The 23,446-nt window shown below is 41.4% G+C and carries 28 protein-coding genes; 23 read left to right on the forward strand and 5 right to left on the reverse strand.

The window, feature by feature from the left end; translation table 11 throughout:
• Positions 1-19 precede the first annotated feature (19 nt).
• Positions 20-898, forward strand: a complete 879-nt coding sequence (locus FZC76_RS15615; RefSeq protein WP_148989110.1) for a sugar phosphate isomerase/epimerase family protein — start codon at positions 20-22, stop codon at positions 896-898.
• A 67-nt stretch (positions 899-965) separates the two neighbouring features.
• Here the strand turns inward: FZC76_RS15615 and FZC76_RS15620 are convergent, their stop codons facing one another.
• Positions 966-3,383, reverse strand: a complete 2,418-nt coding sequence (locus FZC76_RS15620) for a beta-galactosidase (RefSeq protein ID WP_148989111.1) — start codon at positions 3,381-3,383, stop codon at positions 966-968.
• 296 nt (positions 3,384-3,679) lie between these two features.
• On the opposite strand from FZC76_RS15620, the gene FZC76_RS15625 reads away from it, so the two are divergent.
• The 13 genes from FZC76_RS15625 (at position 3,680) to FZC76_RS15685 (ending at position 11,758) form a co-directional block, all read left to right on the forward strand.
• A complete protein-coding gene (locus FZC76_RS15625; protein WP_010196754.1) occupies positions 3,680-3,940 on the forward strand; it encodes a metal-sensitive transcriptional regulator in 261 nt (86 codons plus the stop codon).
• Positions 3,941-4,182: 242 nt separating this feature from the next.
• A complete protein-coding gene (locus FZC76_RS15630; RefSeq protein WP_148989112.1) occupies positions 4,183-4,410 on the forward strand; it encodes a sulfurtransferase TusA family protein in 228 nt (75 codons plus the stop codon).
• Positions 4,411-4,449: 39 nt separating this feature from the next.
• Entirely contained in the window at positions 4,450-4,926 is a 477-nt protein-coding gene (locus tag FZC76_RS15635; protein ID WP_010196750.1) for a DsrE/DsrF/DrsH-like family protein, read from the forward strand.
• 15 nt (positions 4,927-4,941) lie between these two features.
• A complete protein-coding gene (locus FZC76_RS15640; RefSeq protein WP_148989113.1) occupies positions 4,942-5,298 on the forward strand; it encodes a rhodanese-like domain-containing protein in 357 nt (118 codons plus the stop codon).
• A gap of 27 nt (positions 5,299-5,325) precedes the next feature.
• Complete coding sequence (locus FZC76_RS15645; RefSeq protein ID WP_148989114.1) at positions 5,326-5,622, forward strand: rhodanese-like domain-containing protein; 297 nt, start codon at positions 5,326-5,328, stop codon at positions 5,620-5,622.
• Between the two features lie 28 nt (positions 5,623-5,650).
• Positions 5,651-6,205: a sulfurtransferase TusA family protein gene (locus tag FZC76_RS15650; protein ID WP_148989115.1), complete on the forward strand. Its 555-nt coding sequence runs from the start codon at positions 5,651-5,653 to the stop codon at positions 6,203-6,205.
• A gap of 51 nt (positions 6,206-6,256) precedes the next feature.
• Positions 6,257-7,384, forward strand: a complete 1,128-nt coding sequence (locus tag FZC76_RS15655) for an MBL fold metallo-hydrolase (RefSeq protein WP_148989116.1) — start codon at positions 6,257-6,259, stop codon at positions 7,382-7,384.
• A gap of 157 nt (positions 7,385-7,541) precedes the next feature.
• A complete protein-coding gene (locus FZC76_RS15660) occupies positions 7,542-8,324 on the forward strand; it encodes a sulfite exporter TauE/SafE family protein (RefSeq protein WP_148989117.1) in 783 nt (260 codons plus the stop codon).
• A 153-nt stretch (positions 8,325-8,477) separates the two neighbouring features.
• A complete protein-coding gene (locus FZC76_RS15665) occupies positions 8,478-8,933 on the forward strand; it encodes a site-2 protease family protein (protein ID WP_148989118.1) in 456 nt (151 codons plus the stop codon).
• A 15-nt stretch (positions 8,934-8,948) separates the two neighbouring features.
• Positions 8,949-9,707, forward strand: a complete 759-nt coding sequence (locus FZC76_RS15670; RefSeq protein WP_148989119.1) for a (S)-benzoin forming benzil reductase — start codon at positions 8,949-8,951, stop codon at positions 9,705-9,707.
• 179 nt (positions 9,708-9,886) lie between these two features.
• Positions 9,887-10,705 carry an ABC transporter ATP-binding protein gene (locus FZC76_RS15675; protein ID WP_148989120.1) on the forward strand — a complete coding sequence of 273 codons (819 nt, stop codon included), beginning with the start codon at positions 9,887-9,889 and terminating at the stop codon, positions 10,703-10,705.
• A gap of 5 nt (positions 10,706-10,710) precedes the next feature.
• Entirely contained in the window at positions 10,711-11,460 is a 750-nt protein-coding gene (locus FZC76_RS15680) for an IucA/IucC family C-terminal-domain containing protein (RefSeq protein ID WP_187442096.1), read from the forward strand.
• A gap of 46 nt (positions 11,461-11,506) precedes the next feature.
• Complete coding sequence (locus FZC76_RS15685) at positions 11,507-11,758, forward strand: YusU family protein (protein WP_060665444.1); 252 nt, start codon at positions 11,507-11,509, stop codon at positions 11,756-11,758.
• Positions 11,759-12,203: 445 nt separating this feature from the next.
• On the opposite strand, the gene FZC76_RS15690 is transcribed toward FZC76_RS15685, so the two are convergent.
• The 3 genes from FZC76_RS15690 to FZC76_RS15700 all read right to left on the reverse strand — a co-directional run bounded on the left by FZC76_RS15690 (position 12,204) and on the right by FZC76_RS15700 (position 13,682).
• Positions 12,204-12,848: a hypothetical protein gene (locus FZC76_RS15690; protein WP_148989122.1), complete on the reverse strand. Its 645-nt coding sequence runs from the start codon at positions 12,846-12,848 to the stop codon at positions 12,204-12,206.
• Between the two features lie 196 nt (positions 12,849-13,044).
• A complete protein-coding gene (locus tag FZC76_RS15695) occupies positions 13,045-13,383 on the reverse strand; it encodes a spore coat protein (RefSeq protein WP_148989123.1) in 339 nt (112 codons plus the stop codon).
• Positions 13,384-13,400: 17 nt separating this feature from the next.
• Complete coding sequence (locus FZC76_RS15700) at positions 13,401-13,682, reverse strand: hypothetical protein (protein WP_148989124.1); 282 nt, start codon at positions 13,680-13,682, stop codon at positions 13,401-13,403.
• Between the two features lie 275 nt (positions 13,683-13,957).
• Between FZC76_RS15700 and FZC76_RS15705 the strand changes: the two genes are divergently transcribed.
• On the forward strand, positions 13,958-14,875 hold the full coding sequence (locus FZC76_RS15705; protein ID WP_148989125.1) for a proline dehydrogenase family protein: 918 nt from the start codon (positions 13,958-13,960) through the stop codon (positions 14,873-14,875).
• Positions 14,876-15,137: 262 nt separating this feature from the next.
• Here FZC76_RS15705 and FZC76_RS15710 read toward each other — a convergent pair whose 3' ends face one another.
• Entirely contained in the window at positions 15,138-15,284 is a 147-nt protein-coding gene (locus FZC76_RS15710; RefSeq protein ID WP_148989126.1) for a YuzL family protein, read from the reverse strand.
• A 235-nt stretch (positions 15,285-15,519) separates the two neighbouring features.
• On the opposite strand from FZC76_RS15710, the gene FZC76_RS15715 reads away from it, so the two are divergent.
• The 8 genes from FZC76_RS15715 (at position 15,520) to FZC76_RS15750 (ending at position 23,288) form a co-directional block, all read left to right on the forward strand.
• On the forward strand, positions 15,520-17,904 hold the full coding sequence (locus tag FZC76_RS15715; RefSeq protein ID WP_148989127.1) for a 3-hydroxyacyl-CoA dehydrogenase/enoyl-CoA hydratase family protein: 2,385 nt from the start codon (positions 15,520-15,522) through the stop codon (positions 17,902-17,904).
• 69 nt (positions 17,905-17,973) lie between these two features.
• Entirely contained in the window at positions 17,974-19,152 is a 1,179-nt protein-coding gene (locus tag FZC76_RS15720) for an acetyl-CoA C-acetyltransferase (RefSeq protein WP_148989128.1), read from the forward strand.
• 197 nt (positions 19,153-19,349) lie between these two features.
• Positions 19,350-21,134, forward strand: coding sequence for an acyl-CoA dehydrogenase family protein (locus FZC76_RS15725; RefSeq protein ID WP_148989129.1), 1,785 nt, complete (start codon positions 19,350-19,352; stop codon positions 21,132-21,134).
• Positions 21,135-21,329: 195 nt separating this feature from the next.
• On the forward strand, positions 21,330-21,686 hold the full coding sequence (locus FZC76_RS15730) for an arsenate reductase family protein (RefSeq protein ID WP_148989130.1): 357 nt from the start codon (positions 21,330-21,332) through the stop codon (positions 21,684-21,686).
• Positions 21,687-21,761: 75 nt separating this feature from the next.
• Entirely contained in the window at positions 21,762-22,145 is a 384-nt protein-coding gene (gene gcvH / locus FZC76_RS15735) for a glycine cleavage system protein GcvH (RefSeq protein WP_060665453.1), read from the forward strand.
• 58 nt (positions 22,146-22,203) lie between these two features.
• Positions 22,204-22,449 (forward strand): YusG family protein, encoded by a 246-nt coding sequence (locus tag FZC76_RS15740; protein WP_148989131.1) that lies wholly within the window; start codon positions 22,204-22,206, stop codon positions 22,447-22,449.
• Positions 22,450-22,602: 153 nt separating this feature from the next.
• The gene (locus FZC76_RS15745) at positions 22,603-22,950 is read left to right on the forward strand and encodes a toprim domain-containing protein (protein ID WP_148989132.1); all 348 of its coding nucleotides are present in this window, start codon (positions 22,603-22,605) and stop codon (positions 22,948-22,950) included.
• A 23-nt stretch (positions 22,951-22,973) separates the two neighbouring features.
• A complete protein-coding gene (locus FZC76_RS15750) occupies positions 22,974-23,288 on the forward strand; it encodes a thioredoxin family protein (protein ID WP_148989133.1) in 315 nt (104 codons plus the stop codon).
• Positions 23,289-23,446 lie beyond the last annotated feature (158 nt).

Here is a 23,446-nt window from a genome sequence, read left to right on the forward strand (position 1 = left end):
GGGAAGAGGGGAAGCAACGATGGATATCGGTTATCTTACGAATTCGTTAGTTCACCATGGTGTGAAAGATATAGATAAAATAGTTGAATGGTCTTTGAAACATGGTTTTCAACACTTGGAAATCGGTCCCAACATTCCCTTTGAACATTTAGAAAAAGTGGTTTTAGAAGGGCAGGTTAAAATTACCGCTCTAACTTATTGCCGCAACTTCTTAAGTGAAAATCCTGAAATTGCGAAGGGTCATCGTCTGGAATTAATAAGCCGAATCCAAAAAGCAGGCGAGCTGGGTATTCCAACAGTGGTAACGTCAACTGGTATTTCTATGATTGCAGAGGGGGATAAATACGATAGCTATGATGCTATCCGTCCCAAACCCGAATACAGTTTAGATAAAGTGGAAGGTTTTTTTGAAGAAATGGTGGCATTGGCGGAAAAATGCAATGTGAAGATTGCTTTTGAAAATTGTCCATTGATGGGGAATATCGCCATTTCACCTGAGCTGTTGAGCAGGTTGTTCGAAAGATTGGATTCGCCTAATGTTGGATTGACTTATGATCCTTCCCATCTAATCTGGCAGTTTATTGATCCTTACTCGCCTATTAAAGAGTTTGGCAACCGGATCTTTCATGTTCATGCCAAGGATACGGAGATTGATGAGGAGCGGTTGAAGCGAGTGGGATTCCTGACAGATTATAGCTGGTGGAGATATCGATTGCCTGGACACGGTGCACTGGATTGGAGAAAATTTATTTCCGAGCTTTTAGAAGCAGGATACGACGGTGTAGTCAGCATTGAACATGAGGATCCTATATGGGGCGGTAATTTGGAAAAAACCAAGGAAGGGTTGCTAATCGCCAAAGGGTATTTGGAGAAGCTCCCAGGATTGGTGAAAGTTTAATGATACAAAAAATAAAAGAGGAATCGATTGACATAATTCGATTCCTCTTTTTAGTGAGTAAAAATAGTTATACAAATCTAACCACTAGTTGATCATCCACTTTTGCATGTTTGTTGGAAGTTAACGTCACCATAGAACCTTCTTTATTCATGGTGTAATCATTGCTGTCCATAACCGTTCGATCAGTATTTAAGCAAATGGTATCGCTGCTCTGTGTTAAACGGAATTCGATGAAGTTATCCGAGACATTAAATATTTCTGCTGTTGAATAAACAATTGTAACTTCTGGATGATCCAAAGCAACGTTTATTGGCAACATCACGCCGTCTTTGCTTTGAAGGGTGAACTTGCGGCCTTCAAAAATTTTCTCATTATCTAAAGTAAGTTCGATCTCTTTATCAAATCCATCAAGATTTAGAATGTGTACAAATCGTTCATTCCCGTTTGAAACAGACGTGGAGAAGATCCCATGGTACTCACAGTCATGAGTCAAGCCAGCCACCGCACCAAGTTGCTCCAGGGCTGTTTTGAAAAGGTCGATATCGCAACGATATGCAGTCGCAAGTACGATAGCCCGACCTCCGCCAACCTTCGCATCAAACCCACACACATCATCCGATTCGGTGACACGCATGATAGCTTCGGCATTCGAACCAAGTTCAAATGTCTGGTTAAAATAAGTGCGAATTTCAGGACGCTCTGCTGCCCATCCGTCTGCTGTTAAAGACATAAAGTGACCATGCTCATTGAATGTCACTCCTAAGGGCTTCACACCTAGGGCATCAGCTAAAGCGGTAAAAGGTTTCCCTTCCATATCAAAGGTCGGTACTTCCCCGTAAAGAAGAATTCCTCCACCACGCTGCAAATACTCAACCAATTTCAGCTGGACTTCTTTGTCCATATAACGAGCAGAAGGCAGCACAAGTGTCTTGGTTACTTTTGGATCCAATTCTTTATTTTGTACATCTACGGAACTGAATCGGTAGCTTGCAAGCAACATCGCACGAGCAACGATCTCCCATGCACCTGCGCCGCGATGCATCGTAATATTATCGACAATTTCACGCATTTTCCTACTATCAGGATAGCGATATTCCGTCATGTAATAGTCTGGGATAAACGCGAAAGCCACAGAGTCTCGGTCCTCATCCATTGCTGCCAACTTGTCCCCGACTGACATCATTGTTTTGATGGAACGGGCCATGCGAGGAAAGGTGTAGTTGAGTTTACCCTCCGGATTGACCGGCGCTGCAAATCCGTGACGCTCTCCAGTGGAAGCAATACGTCCATTTCCGTCGCCTGCTGCTTCATCCATTTTATAGTTGTAGCCGCCGGTAAACAGGTAATAGTTAATGAGACGATTTCCCTGTGCGACACACATTCTAGTTTTAAAATCTGCGGCAGAAACATCATAACGGCCGCCATATGTTTCCCCGAAATTGCCGTCGCCACAGTTGAACTCGACGCTAGTCAAAGGCTGGTCCGGATTATGAACGGCGTCCATAAAACCATTGATCAAGTAAAGATCCTGGAATGATTCCATATCTAAGTCTCCAAAGTAGATATCAGAACCGGACATATAACCCTCACTTTGGGTATAAGACTCATAAAGTTGGGAGATGCCAATTGGATAAGTTAAGCCGCGGCCACCGCCTGATCCATGAATATTGACAATGAAAGGAATATCTTTTACACCGAACTCTTCGGCAAATTCACGCAAAATAGCGACATAGCGTGCAAATCGATCTCTCATATAGTGTCCCAGGTCACGCATTAGTTCCGCTGCATATTCTTCCTTTGGAGAGCGGATGCCAGTGATTCTGTCGGTTGCATCCTGCAAATTAACCGGATATCGTTCTTTTAATTCTGCCTCTTCATAGTTCTCGTTTAGCCAGCGAACAAAGTCCTCCATCAACTGCTCCGTCAAATCAGGACAGTTGCTGACCCAAGATAGCATCCCGATCTCATTATCAAGCTGTACCCCAATAATATTCCCGCAGTTTGTATGCAAACGTGGAGCAATGACTGCCATTACTGCCTCATACCACTTTTTTGTTTCTTTCAAGAAGTTTGGAGCCAGGTAATCGAGTGTTGGCGTAGTTGCTGCATTGCCATCCCAACCGACTGGGACAACTTCCGGGTGCTTTTCAGATACCCAATGAGGTATCCCTTCATTTTTCATTTCCGCCATGATGAACGGGCCTGGTCTGGCAAAAAAGTAAAGATCATTTTCGGCACAAAGGTCGATAAATGCACCCAAGTCCAATTCCGGTCGATTTCTGCCATCTAGATCTACCTGTCCTTCCACCGGCTCATGACAAAGCCATGGGATATATGTGGCAACAGCATTGCAACCTGCATCTTTTAATTTATTGATGCGATCCTGCCAATCGTTCCGTTCCAAACGGTAATAATGTATCTCTCCGCACATAACAAGCACGGGTTTGCCATCTATGAGTATCTGTTTATTTTTAATTTCAATCATGTCTCTCCATCCCCTTAAAGTAAAGTAGAAAAGCGCTTACAAAACACTTTAAATCGAAACGTTTCGCTAATTAATATACAAGAATAATCCTACCACAAATAGATGATTGTTGAAACGATTTTATTTACTGATGGTTCCTTTACTAATGGTATAGAAGAGAGGAAGCAACTCCATTCTACATAATAAGGAAGTAAAAGAATTGTAATTAAAAGGGTTGACAATATACCCTTAGGGGTATAATATATGAGCATAGACATTGTTACTACATTATTTTCAACAGGAGGTGCATGTCTGTTATGGAATACACAAACCAAATGAAGAATCGATTGAAACGTGCCGAAGGGCAAATCAGAGGAGTTCTTCATATGATGGAGCAAGGCGAAGATTGCCGAGATGTCGTATCTCAGTTAAATGCCGCTACCACTGCAATTGAACGTGCCATCGGCGTCATTGTTAGTACAAACTTGGAACAATGCGTTCGAGAAAATGTACTAAAAGGTGAAGAAACAAGTGAAATGGTTCAGCAAGCGGTTGATCTACTCATTAAAAGCAGATAGTAAAAAAAGTACTTGATAATATACCCTAAGTGGTATATTATAGTGTTATAGATACCCACTAGGGTATTTAAACATAGGGTTGCATCATATTTTTTTGCATGCTATTATACCCCTAAGGGTATTTAGAACAACCCAGTATTTTTTTTGAAGAAAAATATACCCTACCAGGTATAAAAACACTAACCATATTTTTTTAACTTACAATATACCCCTAGGGGTAACAATTATAGGAGGAATAAAACATGAATGTAAACAAAGTATTAGACGCAAAAGGATTAGCTTGCCCAATGCCATTGGTTAAAACGAAGAAAGCTTTAAATGAAGTGAACAGCGGTGAGATTTTAGAAGTTATCACTACAGACAAAGGTGCGAAAACGGATTTGGCTGCATGGTGCAAAGCAACCGGAAACGAGTTGTTGGACATGAAAGAAGAAAACGACGTATTTACTTTCTATATTAAAAAAGCGTAACGACAGATATAACAATAACCAAAAGGAGAGGATCTTTTCATGGAAAAGAAAAAAACAACGATAGTACTTTTCAGCGGTGATTATGACAAAGCGATGGCAGCTTATATTATTGCAAACGGTGCTGCAGCATATGATCACGAGGTAACAATTTTTCACACTTTCTGGGGCTTGAATGCACTTCGTAAAGAGGAGCTTGTTCCAGTCAAAAAGAACTTTATTGAAAAAATGTTCGGTAAAATGATGCCACGCGGAGCTAACAAGTTGCCATTATCTACGATGAACATGGCTGGCATGGGTCCGAAAATGATTAAAGGCATCATGAAAAAGCACAACGTTCAATCTTTACCAAGCTTGATCGAAATGGCAAAAGAACAGGATGTTAAGTTAGTCGGTTGCCAAATGACGGTAGACTTACTTGGCTTGAAGCATGAAGAAATGATCGACGGAATTGAGTACGCAGGGGTTGGCGCATATTTAGGCGATGCTTCTGAAGGTAATGTGAACTTATTCATCTAAAAGGAGTGTGGCTAGATGGAGTTTCTTCCTTATATTTTAATGGGGCTGGCAGTAGTCTTTCTAATCAGCAGAATGAAGCCGACTGCCGGCGTCCGTCAGATAACAACGGCTGAATTGAAACAAGAGTTAAACGATAAGAACAAACAGTTCATTGATGTGCGTACACCGATGGAATACAAAGGGAATCACATTCGACAGTTTCAGAATTTCCCATTGAACACTATTGGAAAAAGCATGAATAAACTTTCTAAAGACAAAGAGACGATTGTCATCTGCCAAAGCGGCATGCGCAGTAATGCTGCCGTCAAGCAATTGAAGAAAGCAGGATTCACGAAGCTTACGAATGTCAAAGGCGGTATGAACGCCTGGTAATACTAAATAGAAAAGGAGCTGTTATTTATGAAAGAGATTACACCACAAGAATTAGAAGCAAAGCTTGCTGCAGGCGAGCAGATATCTATCATTGATGTACGGGAAGCAGAGGAAGTAGCTGCAGGAAAGATTCCTCAAGCCGTGAACATTCCATTAAGTTTATTGGAGTTCCGCACGCAAGATATTGATAAGTCTAAAACACATTTCATGGTCTGCCGTTCAGGTGGAAGAAGTGGGAAAGCCTCTATGTTTTTGACAGCCCAAGGTTTTGACGTCATCAATATGGTTGGCGGAATACTTGAGTGGGAAGGTAATGTAGAATAATAGTTTTTCTAAAAAAGGAGATGATCTACTGATGAATGTAAATATGACTGTAGATGCGAAAGGCTTGGCATGTCCAATGCCGATCGTGCGTACAAAAAAGGCAATTGACCAGGTTGAATCTGGAGAAGTTTTAGAAGTACTTGCAACAGATAAAGGGTCTAAAGCGGATATTAAAGCATGGGCAGATAAAATCGGCCATCAATATTTAGGTACACTAGAAGAAGGCGATGTACTGAAGCATTATATCCGTAAAGCAAGATCAGAAGAGGAAAAAGAAGAACAAAACTATCCTCATGTTGCAACGAACGAAGAGTTGGTTGCGAAATTAGAAACAGGCATTACGGTATTAGATGTTCGTGAACCAGCCGAGTATGCATTCGGACACATTCCTGGTGCAGTATCCATACCATTAGGTGACTTAGAAGGTGGCATTACTGAATTAGACAAAGAAAAAGAAACATATGTAATTTGCCGTACTGGAAGCCGCAGTGATATGGCTGCACAGAAATTGACTGATTTAGGTTTTACGAATGTGAAAAATGTTATCCCAGGAATGAGCAAGTGGGAAGGTCCTACAGCTTAACGATTATATAAATTTTTTTAAAATAAATTATACCATAGGGGGTATTTATTCATGTTAAACGCAATGACTGCAAAAGATGTAACGAAAAAGATTTTGGCTAATGAATCATTATTTATTTTAGATGTGCGAAACGAAGATGCATTTGCTGATTGGAAGATTGAAGGCGCGTCTGTCGAGCATAAGAATGTACCTTACTTTGAGTTGATGGATGGCGTGGAAGAAATCCTAGACCAAATTCCATCTGAAAATGTTTTGGTAGTATGTGCAAAAGAAGGTTCTTCTATCTTTGTTGGTGAGATGTTAGTGGAAGCTGGTGTGAAAAATGTTTCTTACTTGCAAGGCGGAATGAAGGCTTGGAGTGAGTACTTGGAGCCAGTTAAGGTAGCAGATTTAACAGATGGCGGTACGTTGTGGCAGTTCGTTCGTATCGGAAAAGGCTGCTTAAGCTACCTTGTTGAATCTGATGGTTCTGCAATGATCATTGACTCCACACGTATGGTGGATCAATATATCTCATTTGCGGAAGCGAAAGGTTTAAAAGTGGTACATGTGGCTGACACGCACTTACACGCCGATCACATTTCCGGTGGACGCATGCTTCGTGAAGCAACGAATGCGACGTACTGGTTACCTCCAAAGGATGCAGAAGAAGTAACATTTGATTATGCAGCATTGGAAGACGGTGTGGAAATCACAGTTGGTACAACAAAGGTTGCTGTACAGGCGATTTACTCTCCGGGTCACACAATCGGAAGCACATCATTTGTCGTGGATAACCGTTTCTTGTTAAGTGGTGACATCTTGTTCGTAGAATCTATCGGTCGTCCGGACCTTGCTGGAAAAGCAGAGGACTGGGTAGCAGATCTACGCGAAACACTATACTCTCGCTATAAAGAGTTGTCTGATGATCTAGTTGTGTTACCAGCTCACTTTGGCACGATGTCCGAAGTTGGTGAAGGTGGGCTAGTGGCAGCTCGTCTAGGCGACTTGTTCAAAAACAACGCAGGCCTAAACATCGAAGACGAAGCGGAATTCCGCAAACTCGTTTCCGAAAACCTGCCACCACAACCAAACGCATACCAAGAAATCCGCCAACTAAACATGGGCAAAATCAACCCAACCGAAGACGAACAACGCGACATGGAAATCGGTCCAAACCGTTGCGCGGTGCATGGGTAAAAAATAATTGCGAAGAGGGGTCAGACCCTCAAAGGAATTCCGCCCTTCGTGTCGAAGGGCGGAAAAACATTTAAAAAAGTTAGAAGAGGGGTCAGACCCCTCTAGGAGTTTTGGCATTCATGTCGAAACCCCCTCAACCTAGAAGGAGGGATGCTTTGTGGAATTTGATATTCTGTGGCTTTTTGCTTTGTTTGCGATAGGCTTTGTTGGTTCGTTTGTGTCGGGGATGGTTGGTATTGGTGGTTCGATCATCAAGTATCCGATGCTTTTGTACATTCCACCGATGCTCGGTCTTACTGCGCTCACGGCTCATGAGGTGTCCGGAGTTAGTGCAGTTCAGGTGTTTTTCGCCACCATCTCAGGTGTATGGGCCTACCGCAAAGGTGGTTATCTAAATAAAGATCTAATCATTTATATGGGAGTAAGCATCCTGATTGGTAGTTTTATCGGAGGATATGGATCCCGCCTAATGAGCGCAGACGGTATTAACATGGTTTACGGTATTCTTGCACTTATAGCTGTTATTATGATGTTCGTTCCTAAAAAAGGCATTGATGACATACCGTTAGATCAAGTTACTTTCAATAAAACGCTGGCTGCGATTCTAGCGTTTATCGTCGGAATCGGGTCTGGTATTGTCGGAGCGGCAGGGGCATTCTTGCTTGTACCAATCATGCTTGTGGTACTTAAGATTCCTACACGTATGACAATCGCGTCTTCACTTGCAATTACCTTTATCTCCTCCATCGGAAGTACTGTCGGGAAGATCACGACTGGACAAGTACTGTTGGTACCAGCTATCGTCATGGTCATCGCGAGCATTATCGCAGCACCAATCGGCGCTAAGCTTGGACAGAAAATGAATACGAAAGTATTACAGTGGATTCTAGCACTATTAATTTTAGCAACCACTATCAAAATATGGTTAGATATAATCTAATAAATATGTAACATTAATCTATTCGAGACGAAAATAAAAACTCCTGTCGGGGTCTGACCCCGACAGGAGTTTTTTTCTACACCAAATTCCACCAATACAGAAGATTGCTGTTGTATAATAAAATCAACAACGTAAAAAGAAGGTTGCCTTAGTATGCTTGATACATTGATGTTTTTCTACGTGGTCGTACCGCTCGTCCACCTGATTCATGAGACAGGCCATGTGAGTATGGCAAAATTTCATAAAGTGAAAAAAACGGAGATCGGAATTGGCATCGGACCCAAGGTTGTAGATCTAAATTTAAAGGGTACTCAGATAAGGGTAAACATTATCCCGTTTTTGGGAGGCTACTCCAGAAATGACATGACAAGGGAGTTATCCCATAAAGAGATTGCCTGGATTTCTTTTGGTGGACCTCTATTTAACTTACTATCCGTCCTATTAGTGCTACCGTTTTGGACACCATTCCAGTTTTCCTTCTCTGCCTTATTCGTCTATTTCAGCCTCTGGATTGGTTTCGTCAATCTTATCCCTTTTAAACTAGGAGAAAAATGTTCTGACGGCTGGCAGATCGCATCTTCGCTAATCAAACTAGTAAAAAATAGATAGATTGGGAGTGAATTAATGAACTATTTTATCGTTACAGGCTCTTCTAAAGGGCTTGGAGAAGCTGCTGTGAAATTACTGCTAAAAGAAAACCATCATGTTATTTGTATTGCCAGAAGTGAAAATGTGGAGTTGGAACACGCAGCAAAAGAGAGTGGAGCAGAATTTACTTTTCTACAAGAGGATTTAAGCAAGCATGAACGAGTGACCGGGATTGTACAATATCTTTTATCTAAAATTGAGAAAGACGGTCAGGCAGAAGGGATTTATCTAATAAACAATGCCGGAATGGTAGATCCGATTAAGCCGGCTGGGAAAGCGGACGAGTCCACTATGACCAAGGCTGTTCACCTTAACCTTTTAACTCCAATGCTGATGACCAACGAATTTATCAGACTCACCGAAGATTGGGACTGCAAAAAGGTGATTGTCAATATTAGTTCTGGAGCTGCCAACCGCCCGATTCATGGATGGAATACTTATTGCACGACAAAGGCTGGGCTAGATATGTTCACGAAATCAGTAGGTCTGGAACAAAGCCAAGCTGCACATCCAACAAACATTCTCTCTTTTTCACCAGGAGTGATGGATACAGATATGCAAGGAGTCATCCGCAGCTCTGACAAAGAGGATTTTACCAATGTGGAGACATTCAAATCCTACCATGATGAAGGCCAATTAAGAAGTCCATTGTTCGTAGCCGAAAAAATGATTGAATTAATATTTTCAGGAATTAATGAAAACGGAAAAGTATATGATATAAAAGAATTTCTCTAAGAAGCGCACTTATCGGTGTGCTTTTTTTACAGATCCCACAATATTAATAAATAGTCCTTTTATTGAGAATGGTTTTCAAAATCATTGACACTTCCTGCTAATTCTCCTAAACTTATATATAGTAAAAAAATTTGATTACTTTACAAAACGAGAAATATATAACGAGAGGTGGAAGTAACATGAGCGCTTTAGAAACCCAGTCACTTACATTATCCTATGGTGAATCCATCATTATAGAGGAATTAGATCTAAAAATCCCTAAAGGGGAAATTACGGTCTTTATCGGTGGGAATGGCTGTGGGAAATCCACCTTGCTTCGTTCGCTTGCTCGTTTGTTAAAGCCTAGACAAGGAAATGTACTCCTCGAAGGAAAAGCAATTTCTGGTCAATCCACAAAAGACATTGCCAAAAAGCTTGCCATTCTTCCACAGGGGCCTACTTCTCCGGAAGGATTATCCGTACTTCAACTGGTCAAACAAGGCCGTTATCCTTATCAATCATGGTTAAAACAATGGTCTAAGCATGATGAAAAGTTAGTGTGGGATTCGCTCCGTGCAACAGGAATGGAGGAATTCGCAGAAAGAACAGTCGACTCACTTTCCGGTGGCCAACGTCAGCGTGCATGGATTGCGATGACGCTTGCACAAGAAACAGATGTCATCTTATTGGATGAGCCGACAACTTACTTAGATCTTACACATCAAATAGAGATTCTTGACCTACTTTTTGAATTAAACGAAAAAGAAAATCGTACTATCATAATGGTTCTTCATGATCTTAACCTTGCCTGTCGCTACGCACACCATTTAGTTGCAATCCGTGATAAACAGATTTATGCACAAGGGAAACCAGAGGAAGTAATCAACTGCGATCTTGTCAAAAATGTATTTGATATGAATTGCCAGGTAACAACTGACCCGCTATTTGGAACACCATTATGCATTCCTCATGGTCGCGGCAGGTGCTTGGTACCCAATCTGGAAAAACTAAGAGCGTGATCAGGATGAGCACACTTACTGAACAGGAATTTCGTTTCCTTGAAGAAAGCTGCCGTTTTGTAGCAGGCGAAGCAGAAGTCGAGGATACTATCTCACTACATTCTCTTATTTATAGCGGAACAGAATCTTATTTAACAAAGGTAAAGGCTGGGTTGGGCACGAATGAAATGGACGTTGCAGCGTCTCTTCTCATGAAAAGACTTGGGTTTCTTGCAGTAAACTGTTTACTTTCCATGACAGCATTTAACAAAACATTAAAAGTAGATCCAGCCAACATTTGGATTGATTCTTATGTGGAGAATGATGTGTGGCTACCTAAGCTTCGATATACTGAGGTTCAAGCAGTTAAAGTCACGAAGTTTGAAACGCGTGAGGAATGGAGAACTCAGCATTTTAATGAGCTTTTCAACGGAGTGTTTGCCCCGCTGATTCAACGTATGTCCAAAGAGGCAAAGGTATCCCGCCAAACACTATGGGAAAATGTCGTGCTCTATATCTACTGGATGTATGAGTCCATTCTTCCTAACCAGCAGTTGGATGCACCGTATCAAGAAGAAGATTTTACTAGCCTGCTGGAAGCGGACCCGGCGCTATTTGGGATGAAAAGAAACCCTGCAGCAATGTTCTACAAGCCGAAAACCTTTGTGGAACAGCACCAAGCTGAGATTAGAATGCGAACAACCTGCTGCTATTATTATAAAACCAACAGCGAAGGTACCCGTTGCTCAACCTGCCCATTGAATTGTAATGTGTGAGGGACTTCACTATATTGGAACAAAAGCTTGAGGGGAGGTTCTGCAGATGAACGAAAAACTCGACCAGCAACTGGACGGTTTATTAGAAAAGTACACGGAACTTCTTTTAGGGGAAGTGACTGAAGAGCACAAGGAAAATGTAAAAGCATGGGTGCTCTATACATACATCGCAAAATCAATGCCACCACTTGTCAAACATTGGAATGAGCAATATCCAGACGCAAAGCAAGATATGATGACATTGATTAAGGAAATCAAAGAATTAAATGACGCCCACCGTGCGAAAAGTGGGAAATAGGGAAGAGCCTTGGATTGCTATTGAGCAAATCAAGGCTCTATTACTTGTTTAGGAAATTGTTAGGTATTTCTTGATCGTGGGTGTTTAAGACCTCGGTGACGAGGAAAAAGGGGTAGAGAGGCCCTATCGGTGTGATGAAGACCTCATTGACGAGAAAAAAGGGGTAGAGAGGTCCTCATAGGTGTGATGAAGACCTCAGTGACGAGAAAAAAGGGGAAGAGAGGTTCTCATTAGTGTGATGAAGACCTAGGTGACGAGAAAAAAGAGGTAGAGAGGTCCTCATAGGTGTGAGGAAGACCTAGGTGACGAGAAAAAAGAGGTAGAGAGGTCCTCATAGGTGTGATGAAGACCTAGGTGACGAGAAAAAAGGGGTAGAGAGGTCTTCTCCGCACCGATTATGAAGGCCTAATTCAAATTGGGCAATTCACCCGAGGGAAATAAATGATTACAAACAAACGTCTTTATCCTCACTGACACCACGTGAACATCTATACCGAACTTCCGCCTTCTCCACATACCAAAAACCATTTTCTTTCAACATCGTGAGCTTTATATCGCTGCCCCCAACAGAATCATCGCGCATTCCATAACTCATGATATACCCTTCAGCGTTATTTTCATCCGACAGATCAATCCTAGTGTTTATCTCCCACACATCCATACCAAGTCCACTGCTTAATCCTACGTCCAATATCCATGCATTCATTAGCAACCCAGGAGCATCCCAAGTTTGATTGGTGTTACCCAAAGCTTGTTCATATTCTCCATCCCACTCCCGCCAATTTGTAACGCCTTTCTCCCAACCGTTCTCTTTTGCTAGCGAATCATCTATCACGTAATCCCAAAGCTGTGCATCCACATCTCTCCATAGAAGAGGGACTTGATCTTTAGGAATTGTGATAAATTCTCCAGTTGCACTTTCCGCAGGTGGTTGGGATAGTGTTTCTATCTCCATTTCTTTCTCTTCTAGTTGCGCATAGACTTCCGCTATTTCATTTTCCAACTCTGTGACTTTTTCTTGATGAACATCTGTATTAGAGCAACCGCTAAACAATACTCCTACTAAAAATAGAATGATTACACGTTTCACCCAATCCCCCCCTAAAAAAGCAATTTGTTTAATTTTACCACAAATAATTGGAGTAATTTACCTAAATTAAGAAGTTTCGGGTTTCGGAGAATATGCTGAAGGGTAGAGGGGAAGATACGTTTTTTTAAAGACCTTAATTGAACAAAAAAGCAACGAAAGATACCGAATTTCTTGGCCTCATTCGTCGCTTTATCACTTACTGCATCATCCCGTTATTTCCATATGGAAACTGGTTGGAGTACCCTTGGAACTGCTGGTATTCCTGTTGAAGCTTTGTCTGATCAGCCGGCTCTAGTCCGTACCACCCTTTTTGAAACATGACATTATAAAGCTCACGCTGACAATTTTGAGTTTCATTAAAAATCGCAAGCAGGTCCGTGTAGATTTGTTGGTTGCTTGCTTCATTTAAAGCAGTGCAATATGAATCAGTCATGTATTTTTCTGTAGCCAACATATCGTTGATGAAATCGCGCTCATTCATTTGTGGTGTCTTGGCAACCTGTGTTTCAGGATTCTGGATTTTTTGTTGGTTCATATAGGTTGTTCTCCTTTCTATTGTAATGGCTGCTGTTGCTGCATTTGGTTCTGACCCTGGATGTGCGTCAAAATCTTCTGGTAATGTCTCTGATGCATCTGGCCGGCTTTTTCAATCGCAGTGACGACTTCCTGGTCCTGGCATTGGCTTGCAAAAAAGTGCGCTTTCTTCATCGCAAGTAAATTCCAGGAAAGCATATCTGCAAAGTATAAAGAATCTTTTGTCGTTACCACGTTTGGCGGCTGTGGGTAATAGCCAGGCTGCTGAGTAGTATTTTGCTGTGGTTGCTGCTGTTGCATACAACGACCTCCTATCATAATCTATCAAATGTAGAGTAACCTTTTAGCAAAAAAATATGTACGCTTGTAAAATCTACTACACCCAGAATGGAGAATAAAGCGACAAAAATCAGCACTATTTCCCGACAAATAATTTGTATTCAAAAATTTGAAAAGATGATAAAATGAGGGTGTAATTTTATTTTTACACTCAATGAAAGCGTTTACTATAAATTTCAGAAAATAGAATAAAGCAATCGGAGAGGGACACCAAGATAAAGCGGGAGGAATATCAAATGGAACAAGTAATGCGCAATACATTTTTGTATCTATCCAAAAGCAAATCGTTAACCAAAATGGCAAGAAAGTACGGATTGCGTTTTGGAGCTGGACGTTTTGTCGCAGGGGAAAGAATTGATCAAGCGGTAAAATGTATCCAAGAGCTTAACGAAAAAGACCTTTGCGTCACCATTGACTATTTAGGTGAGTTTATTGATACGGAAAAAGAAGCGAATGAAATGGCAGACAACTCCATTGAAGCCATTCGAGCAATCGGTAACGAAAACCTTGATTCTCAATTGTCTTTGAAAATGACATCCATGGGACTTGATATCTCAGAAGAAGTTGTGATGAAGAACATGCGTAGAATCCTTGATGCAGCAAAGGAACACGGTGTATTTGTCACGATTGACATGGAAGACTATTCCCGCTGCGGGAAAACCATCGATGTATTCAAAAAGCTAAGAGAAGAGTATGACAATGTCGGCACTGTCATACAAGCTTATTTGTATAGAACGGTAAAAGACATGGAAGACCTAAATCAATACAACCCAAATCTTCGTTTAGTAAAAGGTGCATACAAAGAGTCACCAGAAGTTGCTTTCCCAGACAAAAAAGATGTAGATGATAACTTTAAGAAAATCATTGAAATGCATCTGTTAAACGGAAACTACACTGCTGTAGCTACGCATGACGATGCAATGATTGAATACACAAAAGAACTCGTGAAAAAACATGGCATTTCCAAAGATCAATTTGAATTCCAAATGCTCTACGGCATCCGCCCGGAACGCCAACTAGAACTTGTAAAAGAAGGCTACAAAATGCGCGTATATGTTCCATACGGTACAGACTGGTATGGGTATTTCATGCGCCGCCTAGCAGAACGCCCAGCAAACGTAGCGTTCGTATTAAAAGGAATCATCAAGAAATAAGAAGAGAGCGTGCGATATGCACGCTCTTTACGTTTATAGAATAAGTAATTATATATAATCCGGTTGATTTCCGTTCTAGGCGCTTTGCTTGCCTGTGGGCGGTCCGTGACCCTTCTCGGCTAGCCTACGGGGTCTCCACCTAGCGCTATCTCCCTTAGGAGTCTTCGCCTTTTGCTCCAATAAACAGCGGCTCGTAACCACTAACTAATGTTTTATGCAAAAGAAGGAACGGGCGTTTTTTGCCCGTTTTTTTCTTATAACATCAGTCTTGCATGTTCTGTTTCCCGTACTGCTGATTGTTGCTCGTCTTTTTGCCGCTATAGTCCATCTCCACAGTTGGACCTGCGTTTCCTTTTACACTCGCAGCACTTTTTGCTGCATGAGAAGGTTGTTTTTTCAACTTTGCCATAATGTCTCACCTCCACAACTACATTTTTCCCACACCAATCAGCTACATGCAGTATACATTAGAAAATAATATGGAAAATTGCTATTTATTTATTGCGAAAATTTTCAAAATACTTTATAGTTAAAACCAAGGGAACTCTTACAAAGGAGATATTTTTTTGCGGTAAAAATGAATGAGCATTCATTCAAAAAAACTGTTACTTACTTTTAAAACCAACTATCAAGGGGGAGGAAGAATGAAACAAAGTATTAAAAAGGCTGCTGTAATCGGATCAGGAGTTATGGGATCCGGCATTGCCGCACACTTAGCAAACATTGGAATTCCTACAATCTTGTTAGATATCGTACCTAACAAATTAACGAGTGAAGAAGAACAAAAAGGCTTAACACTCTCTGATAAAGCAATCCGAAACAAATTTACAAGCACAGCTTTACAAAAATTATTAAAACAAAAACCAGCTCCACTTACATCCAAATCTAATCTTGCTCTAATTGAAGCAGGAAATTTAGAAGACGACTTGGCAAAAATTGCGGATTGTGACTGGGTAATTGAAGTAATCGTTGAAAACCTAGAAATCAAAAAGCAACTTTTTGAAAAGGTAGATGCTCACCGCAAACCTGGAAGTATTATCAGCTCTAACACATCTGGTATTTCCATTGAAGCGATGGCGGAAGGACGATCTGAAGATTTCAAAAAGAATTTTCTAGGAACGCACTTCTTTAATCCACCGCGTTATTTAAAGTTGCTTGAAGTGATTCCGACAAAGGACACAAATCCAGAGGTTATCAGCTTCATGAAATCATTTGGTGAAGATGTATTAGGAAAAGGCATTGTTCTTGCAAAGGATACGCCAAATTTCATCGCAAACCGCATTGGAACGTATGGCTTACTTGTGACAGTGAATGAAATGCTTGAGGGCGGTTATAGTGTCGGGGAAGTGGATTCTGTCACAGGTCCAGCTATCGGCAGACCGAAAAGTGCAACATTCCGTACACTTGACGTTGTAGGGTTGGATACATTCATCCATGTAGCCAACAATGTTTACGAAAAAGTCGAGGGTAAGGAACAAGAAGTATTCCGGATCCCAGACTTTATGAACAAAATGAAGGAAAAAGGCTGGTTGGGCTCCAAGTCCGGTCAAGGCTTCTTCTTAAAACAAGGAAAAGAAATTTTGGAACTCAACCCAGAAACGTTGGAATATGAGCCACGTAAAAAGTTGAAAACTCCAGCTCTTGAAATGAGCAAACAAGCAAAAGGCTACAGTAACAAAATGAAAGCGCTTGTATATGCTGACGACCGCGCTGGAAACCTGATCTGGAGCATACTTGCACCAGTATTGAGCTATTCTGCTGAATTACTAGGTGAGATCGCTGATGATATCGTGGCAATTGACCAAGCGATGAAATGGGGCTTCGGCTGGGATCATGGACCATTTGAAACTTGGGATGCCATCGGTCTAGAACAGTCAGTCTTGAAAATGAAAGAAGACGGAATCCCGGTTCCAAAGTGGGTCGACGAAATGCTAGCAAACGGCCATCGTTCCTTCTACAAAAAAGATGGTGGAACAACCTTATTTTATGACAACGGCACTTACAAAGCGCTTGAAGTAAATCCAAAAGTAGTTCACTTGAAAACATTAAAAGAAACAAATGGTGTAATCAAGAAAAACTCTGGAGCAAGCTTAATCGACCTTGGGGACGATGTGGCATTACTTGAATTCCAATCACCAAATAATGCAATCGGGCTAGATATTATCCAAATGGTGAACTACGCGCTTGAAGAAGTAGATAAAAACTACAAAGGGCTTGTCATCGGAAACCAAGGAAAGAACTTCTGTGTAGGTGCTAACCTTGCAATGATTCTGATGGAAGCGCAAGACGACAATTATTTTGAAATAGACATGGTTGTAAAGCATTTCCAACAAGCCATGATGAAAATAAAATACAGCTCCAAACCGGTTGTGGCAGCGCCATTTGGCATGACACTCGGAGGAGGAACAGAAATTTGCCTACCAACAAGCCAATTACAGGCATCCAGCGAATCGTATATGGGCCTTGTAGAAGTCGGAGTTGGATTGATTCCTGGTGGTGGCGGAAACAAAGAGCTTTACATGAAGCACTTGAACAGCATGCCACAAGGACTTGAGTATGATTTGCAAAAAGTTGCGAACAAAGTATTTGAACAAATTGCAACCGCAAAAGTCTCTACTTCTGCAGCAGAAGCGAGAGACCTGCACTTATTGAACAACAAAGATCAAATCAGCTTCAACGGGGACCACTTAATTCATGATGCAAAGCAGGCGGTTACAAGCCTATATGATGCAGGTTATACAGCACCTGTTCGCAGAAAAGTCCCTGTCGTTGGGGAAACAGGCTATGCAACCTTAATGCTTGGTGCACACAATATGCAATACTCTGGATTCATTTCCGAGCACGACTTAAAAATTGCTAAGAAGCTTGCCTATGTTATCGCTGGCGGAAATGTACCGTTCGGAACAGAAGTAGATGAACAGTACCTACTAGACCTTGAACGCGAAGCATTCCTAAGCCTAGTTGGAGAAGCAAAATCCCAACAACGCATGCAACACATGCTTGTAAAAGGAAAGCCATTACGTAACTAAACCAATTTAATACAACAGCGGTGTTACAAACAGAATCTACTAAACTACTAGAAAAGCGAGGGGAGCATTTTGAAAGAAGCGGTTATTGTTGCTGGTGCAAGAACACCAGTCGGAAGATCAAGAAAAGGATCACTAGCTACAGTTCGACCAGATGATCTAGGGGCATTAGTAGTAAAAGAAACACTTAAACGAGCAGGCAACTATGATGGTCCAATCGATGACCTCATTTTCGGATGTGCGATGCCAGAAGCAGAACAAGGACTGAATATGGCAAGAAACATAGGAGGATTAGCTGGACTTCCATCAAGCGTACCTGCAATTACCATCAATAGATATTGCTCTTCAGGTTTACAAACCATTGCCTATGCAGCAGAGCGAATTATGCTTGGGCACTCTGAATCCATCATTGCCGGTGGAGCAGAATCCATGAGCATGGTGCCAATGGTCGGCCATACAGTAAGACCAAATGCACGCCTTGTTGACTCTGCACCAGAGTATTACATGGGAATGGGACACACAGCAGAACAAGTAGCAATGAAATACGGAGTGAGCCGTGAAGACCAGGATGCATTTGCTGTACGCAGTCATGAGCGTGCTGCAAGAGCAATTCAAGAAGGGAAATTCGTGGATGAAATCGTACCTGTCGATGTAACAATGCGCAAGGTTGGAGCCAACCACAAATTGCAAGAATCGACATTTACATTCAGCCAAGATGAAGGAGTAAGAGCTGGTACTTCCATGGAAGTATTAAGCAAACTGCGTCCGGCATTCAATGTCAAAGGCTCCGTAACAGCAGGAAACTCTTCTCAAACAAGTGACGGAGCAGCATCTGTTCTTGTCATGGAAAGAGAAAGAGCAGAAGCACTTGGACTAAAACCAATCGCTAAATTCCGATCTTTCGCAGTAGGCGGCGTGCCACCAGAAGTAATGGGAATCGGTCCGGTAGTAGCCATTCCTAAAGCACTTAAACTGGCAGGCTTGGAACTTTCCGATATCGGCTTACTTGAATTGAACGAAGCATTTGCATCCCAAGCAATCCAAGTCATGCGCGAACTAAACCTAGATGAAGACAAAGTGAACGTAAACGGCGGAGCAATCGCCCTTGGACACCCACTTGGATGCACAGGTTCCAAACTGACCCTGACCCTTCTACACGAAATGCAACGCCGCAACGAACAGTTCGGTATCGTCAGCATGTGTATCGGCGGCGGAATGGGCGCAGCAGGAGTATTCGAACTACTGGCTTAAATTTATTTATTATAAAATAACTTAGCTGTTGATTGTAGCACAGGGCGAAGACTCTTGAGGGAGATAGCGTTAGGTGGAGACCCCGCAACGAAGTGAGGAGGCTCCAGCAACGCCCCTAGGAAAGCGAAGCCCAGTGCGGAAATCAACAGCGGCGTAAAAGTGATTCTGATATAGTAACCAAACGGGAGGAAAACAAAATGTCAAACACATTAGAAAACATAATCAAAGGCGGAAGCTTCCTACTGGACGACATCGCCGCAGAAAAAGTCTTCACACCAGAAGACTTCTCAGACGAACACAAACTTATCGCCAAAACAACCGAAGAATTCGTCGTAAACGAAGTAGTTCCAAACCTAGAAGAAATCGAACACCATAACTTCGATATCTCCGTAAAACTTTTAAAAGAAGCAGGAGAACTGGGCCTATTAGGAGCAGACGTACAAGAAGAGTACGGCGGATTCGGACTTGATAAAATCAGTTCATCCCTAATCACAGAAAAATTCTCAAGAGCTGGCGGATTCTCCTTATCCTACGGAGCACACGTTGGAATCGGATCCCTTCCTATCGTTCTTTTCGGTAATGAAGACCAAAAACAAAAATACCTTCCAAAACTGTCTTCTGGTGAAATGCTTGCAGCATACGCATTAACAGAGCCAGGTTCCGGATCTGATGCTCTTGGTGCGAAAACGACTGCCAAGCTGAATGACGAAGGTACACATTATGTATTGAATGGGGAAAAACAGTGGATCACCAATGCAGGTTTTGCAGATGTATTTGTTGTTTATGCAAAAGTCGATGGTGAACACTTCTCCTCATTCATCGTAGAACGCGGCTTTGGTGGGGTTTCCACTGGACCGGAAGAAAAGAAAATGGGTATCAAAGGCTCTTCTACACGTACATTGATCTTGGAAGATGCATTAGTACCAAAAGAAAACCTTCTTGGTGAAATCGGACGCGGTCACGTAATCGCATTTAACATTCTTAACATCGGACGTTACAAATTGGCAGTTGGAACAGTTGGTGGATCTAAGCGTGGAATTGAGCTTGCAGCAACGTATGCAAACCAGCGCCAGCAGTTCAAAACACCTATCGCAAAATTCTCTCTTATCCAAGAGAAGCTTGCAAACATGGCAGTTAAAACATATGCAACGGAAAGCTCCGTTTACCGTACAGTCGGCCTTTTTGAAGACAGCATGGGCCGCCTGACGAAAGAAGAAGAGAAAGATCCTAATGCAGTGGCAAAAGCTGTTGCTGAATATGCGATCGAGTGTTCTTTAAATAAAGTGTTCGGTTCTGAAACACTTGACTATGTAGTGGATGAAGCAGTTCAAATTCATGGTGGATACGGCTTTATGGCAGAGTACGAAGTAGAAAGAATGTACCGCGACTCCCGTATCAACCGTATTTTCGAAGGAACAAACGAAATCAACCGTTTATTGGTACCAGGAACTTACCTGCGTAAAGCATTAAAAGGTGAACTTCCACTTATCCAAAAAGCGCAAAGCCTACAAGAAGAACTAATGATGCTTATGCCTGAAGAAGTTGGCGATGGAGTATTGGAGCAAGAGAAATACCTTGTGAAAAATGCAAAGAAAATTGCTATCTTAATGACTGGCCTTGTAGCTCAAAAGTACGGAAAAGCATTGGAAAGAGAACAAGAATTGCTTGTTAACATTGCTGATATCATCAGCAACGTTTATTCCATGGAATCCGCTGTATTACGTACGGAGAAAGCAATCGCAAAATCCGGCGAAGACAAAAACAAATTGAAAGTCCTTTATACGCAAGTATTCTGTCAAGAGGCGTTCAACCAAATTGAAGCAGATGCAAGAGAAACATTGGTAGCTGCTGAAACTGGGGATACACTTCGCATGATGATCTCAGCACTGCGCAAATTCACTCGCCACACACCAATCAACGTAGTTGCAAAGAAACGTGAAATTGCAGCTGTCGTATTGGATGCTCAAAAATATACTGTATGAGAATCGAAAGCCAGGCTCCTGTTTTAGGAAGTCTGGTTTTTTTATTTTTTATTGAAATACTATCTCATCAAAAAGGAAAATAGAAAAATACGTCGAATTATAGAAAATAGAGTGTGTTGAAAATTAGGCGCATGCTTTGTGTTATGCTACAATATATGAGTAAAATCATGTATGCTAAGGTGGTGCAAAAAGGTTATGGCAGTATCGTTTTATTGGTATCCTAAATGTGGCACATGCCGCAATGCTAAAAAGTGGCTTGAGGCTAATGGTGTAGCGGTAGAAGAAGTACATATTGTCGAAAATCCACCATCACGTGAAAAGTTAGAGGAGCTTTACAAGAAAAGCGGCCTAGAACTGAAAAAGTTTTTTAATACAAGCGGCATGAAGTATCGCGAGCTTGGATTGAAGGATAAAGTGAAAACAGCCTCCGAAAAGGAATTGCTTGATATTCTTGCAACGGATGGCATGCTGATTAAGCGCCCGATTACTACAGACGGCAGCAAAGTAACAGTTGGATTTAATGAAAAGCAGTTCGAAGAAACATGGAAATAGGACAGGCTCTCTTTTTAAATAGGCATGCCTATTAGAAGAGCTAAAAATAAACAAGTTTGATGGAGGGAATTATTGATGAGCACACCTAAAGATTTACGTTATTCCGAAGAGCATGAATGGGTAAAAGTTGAAGGAGAAAAAGTACGAGTGGGGATTACGCATTTTGCTCAATCCGAGCTTGGCGATATTGTGTTTGTTGAACTTCCTGAAGTTGGAGATGAAATCTCTGCAGATGAACCGTTTGGAAGTGTAGAATCTGTAAAAACAGTATCAGAACTATACGCTCCAATCAGTGGTAAAGTGGTTGAAGTTAACGAAGATTTAAATGACAGCCCTGAATTTGTTAATGAATCTCCATACGAAAAAGCATGGATGATTGTTGTGGAACCTGCAGATGCTGGTGAAGTAGACAAATTAATGACTGCTGAGCAATATGAGGAAATGACAAAAGAAGACTAATTATCTAGACGCGGGGCAACCTAACTTTAGTTAACTTTTACTAAAGAGGTGACCGTAAATGACGTTGGATAACAAAAGGTTGGATATCACTGACAGAGTAAACGGGAAGTTGACAAACCAAGGCTTTGAGCTTTATGTGGAAAACGAATCCATAGGTCAAGTAACGTTTACCGAGCAAGGCAACCAGTACGCCTTAAAAAATGGCTATGAACAAGAAGGAAGCAAGATCTTTCAACAAGTTTCAGTGCCTTCTGAAAAAGATGCCAAATATGTAGATTGCGACTACGAAAATGGATGGTGTTAACCATCGGTGGGGTTGGGACTCTTATTAGTTCCGCCCCTTTTTCTTATTAAATGACGCCCTTATTTCTAATTATATGTGTACATTACCGCTATTCGGAATAGTTATAGTATAAAGCAACTTCTCTTTATACATCTTTTAGAACAGGTGATGGATATGATTTTAATACATGAGGAAAAAATTATTATTGTAGAGGGTAAATCAGATAAAAAACGCGTTCAGGAAGTCATCAATGAACCAGTTCATATTATATGTACCAATGGCACGATCAGTGTCACAAAGCTTGATGAATTGATGGAAGATATTATGGATAAAGAAGTATATATTTTGGTGGATGCGGATAGTTCTGGTGAAAAATTGAGGAAGCTCTTTAAAAGGGAGTTTCCAGAGGCAGAGCATCTTTATATTGATAAAATGTATCGAGAAGTGGCCTCTGCTCCACATCACCATATAGCTACAGTGTTACTAAGTGCAAATATCGATATTCATGCAGAATACTTGTAATAAGATTTAATGAGGATGAGATCATGAGGGATTGGACCAAGGGAGAACTTTTACAAGAAATTAATGAAAATAAACTAAGTGTGGTTTATTTTTACACGCCTATGTGTGGGACCTGTCAGGTTGCCAAGCGTATGCTGGATGTGACGAAAGAGCTTTTCCCTCATCTTACCTTTGGGATGCTTGATGTGAATTATATTCAAGATCTTGCTATAAAGTGGGAAATTGAGAGCGTCCCTTGTTTGATGGTTTTCGAAAATGGGGAGATGAAGGAAAAAATTTATGCCTTCCGTTCGGTGGAATATTTATATGGACTCATTAAACAATATGACGGAAAGTAAAAATCTCAAAACACCCATTGTGGTGTTTTTTTGTTATTTAAAAATTATAAATAATTGAGCTGATGATAGACTTCAAAGTAATTCTTTATGGCCGTTATGAAGACCTCAGTGACAAGGAAAAAAGAGGAGCGAGGTCTTCATCGGCCGTATGAAGACCT

The sequence above is a fragment of the Sutcliffiella horikoshii genome, assembly GCF_008180725.1.
GTDB classification, from domain to species: Bacteria; Bacillota; Bacilli; order Bacillales; family Bacillaceae_I; genus Sutcliffiella_A; species Sutcliffiella_A horikoshii_B.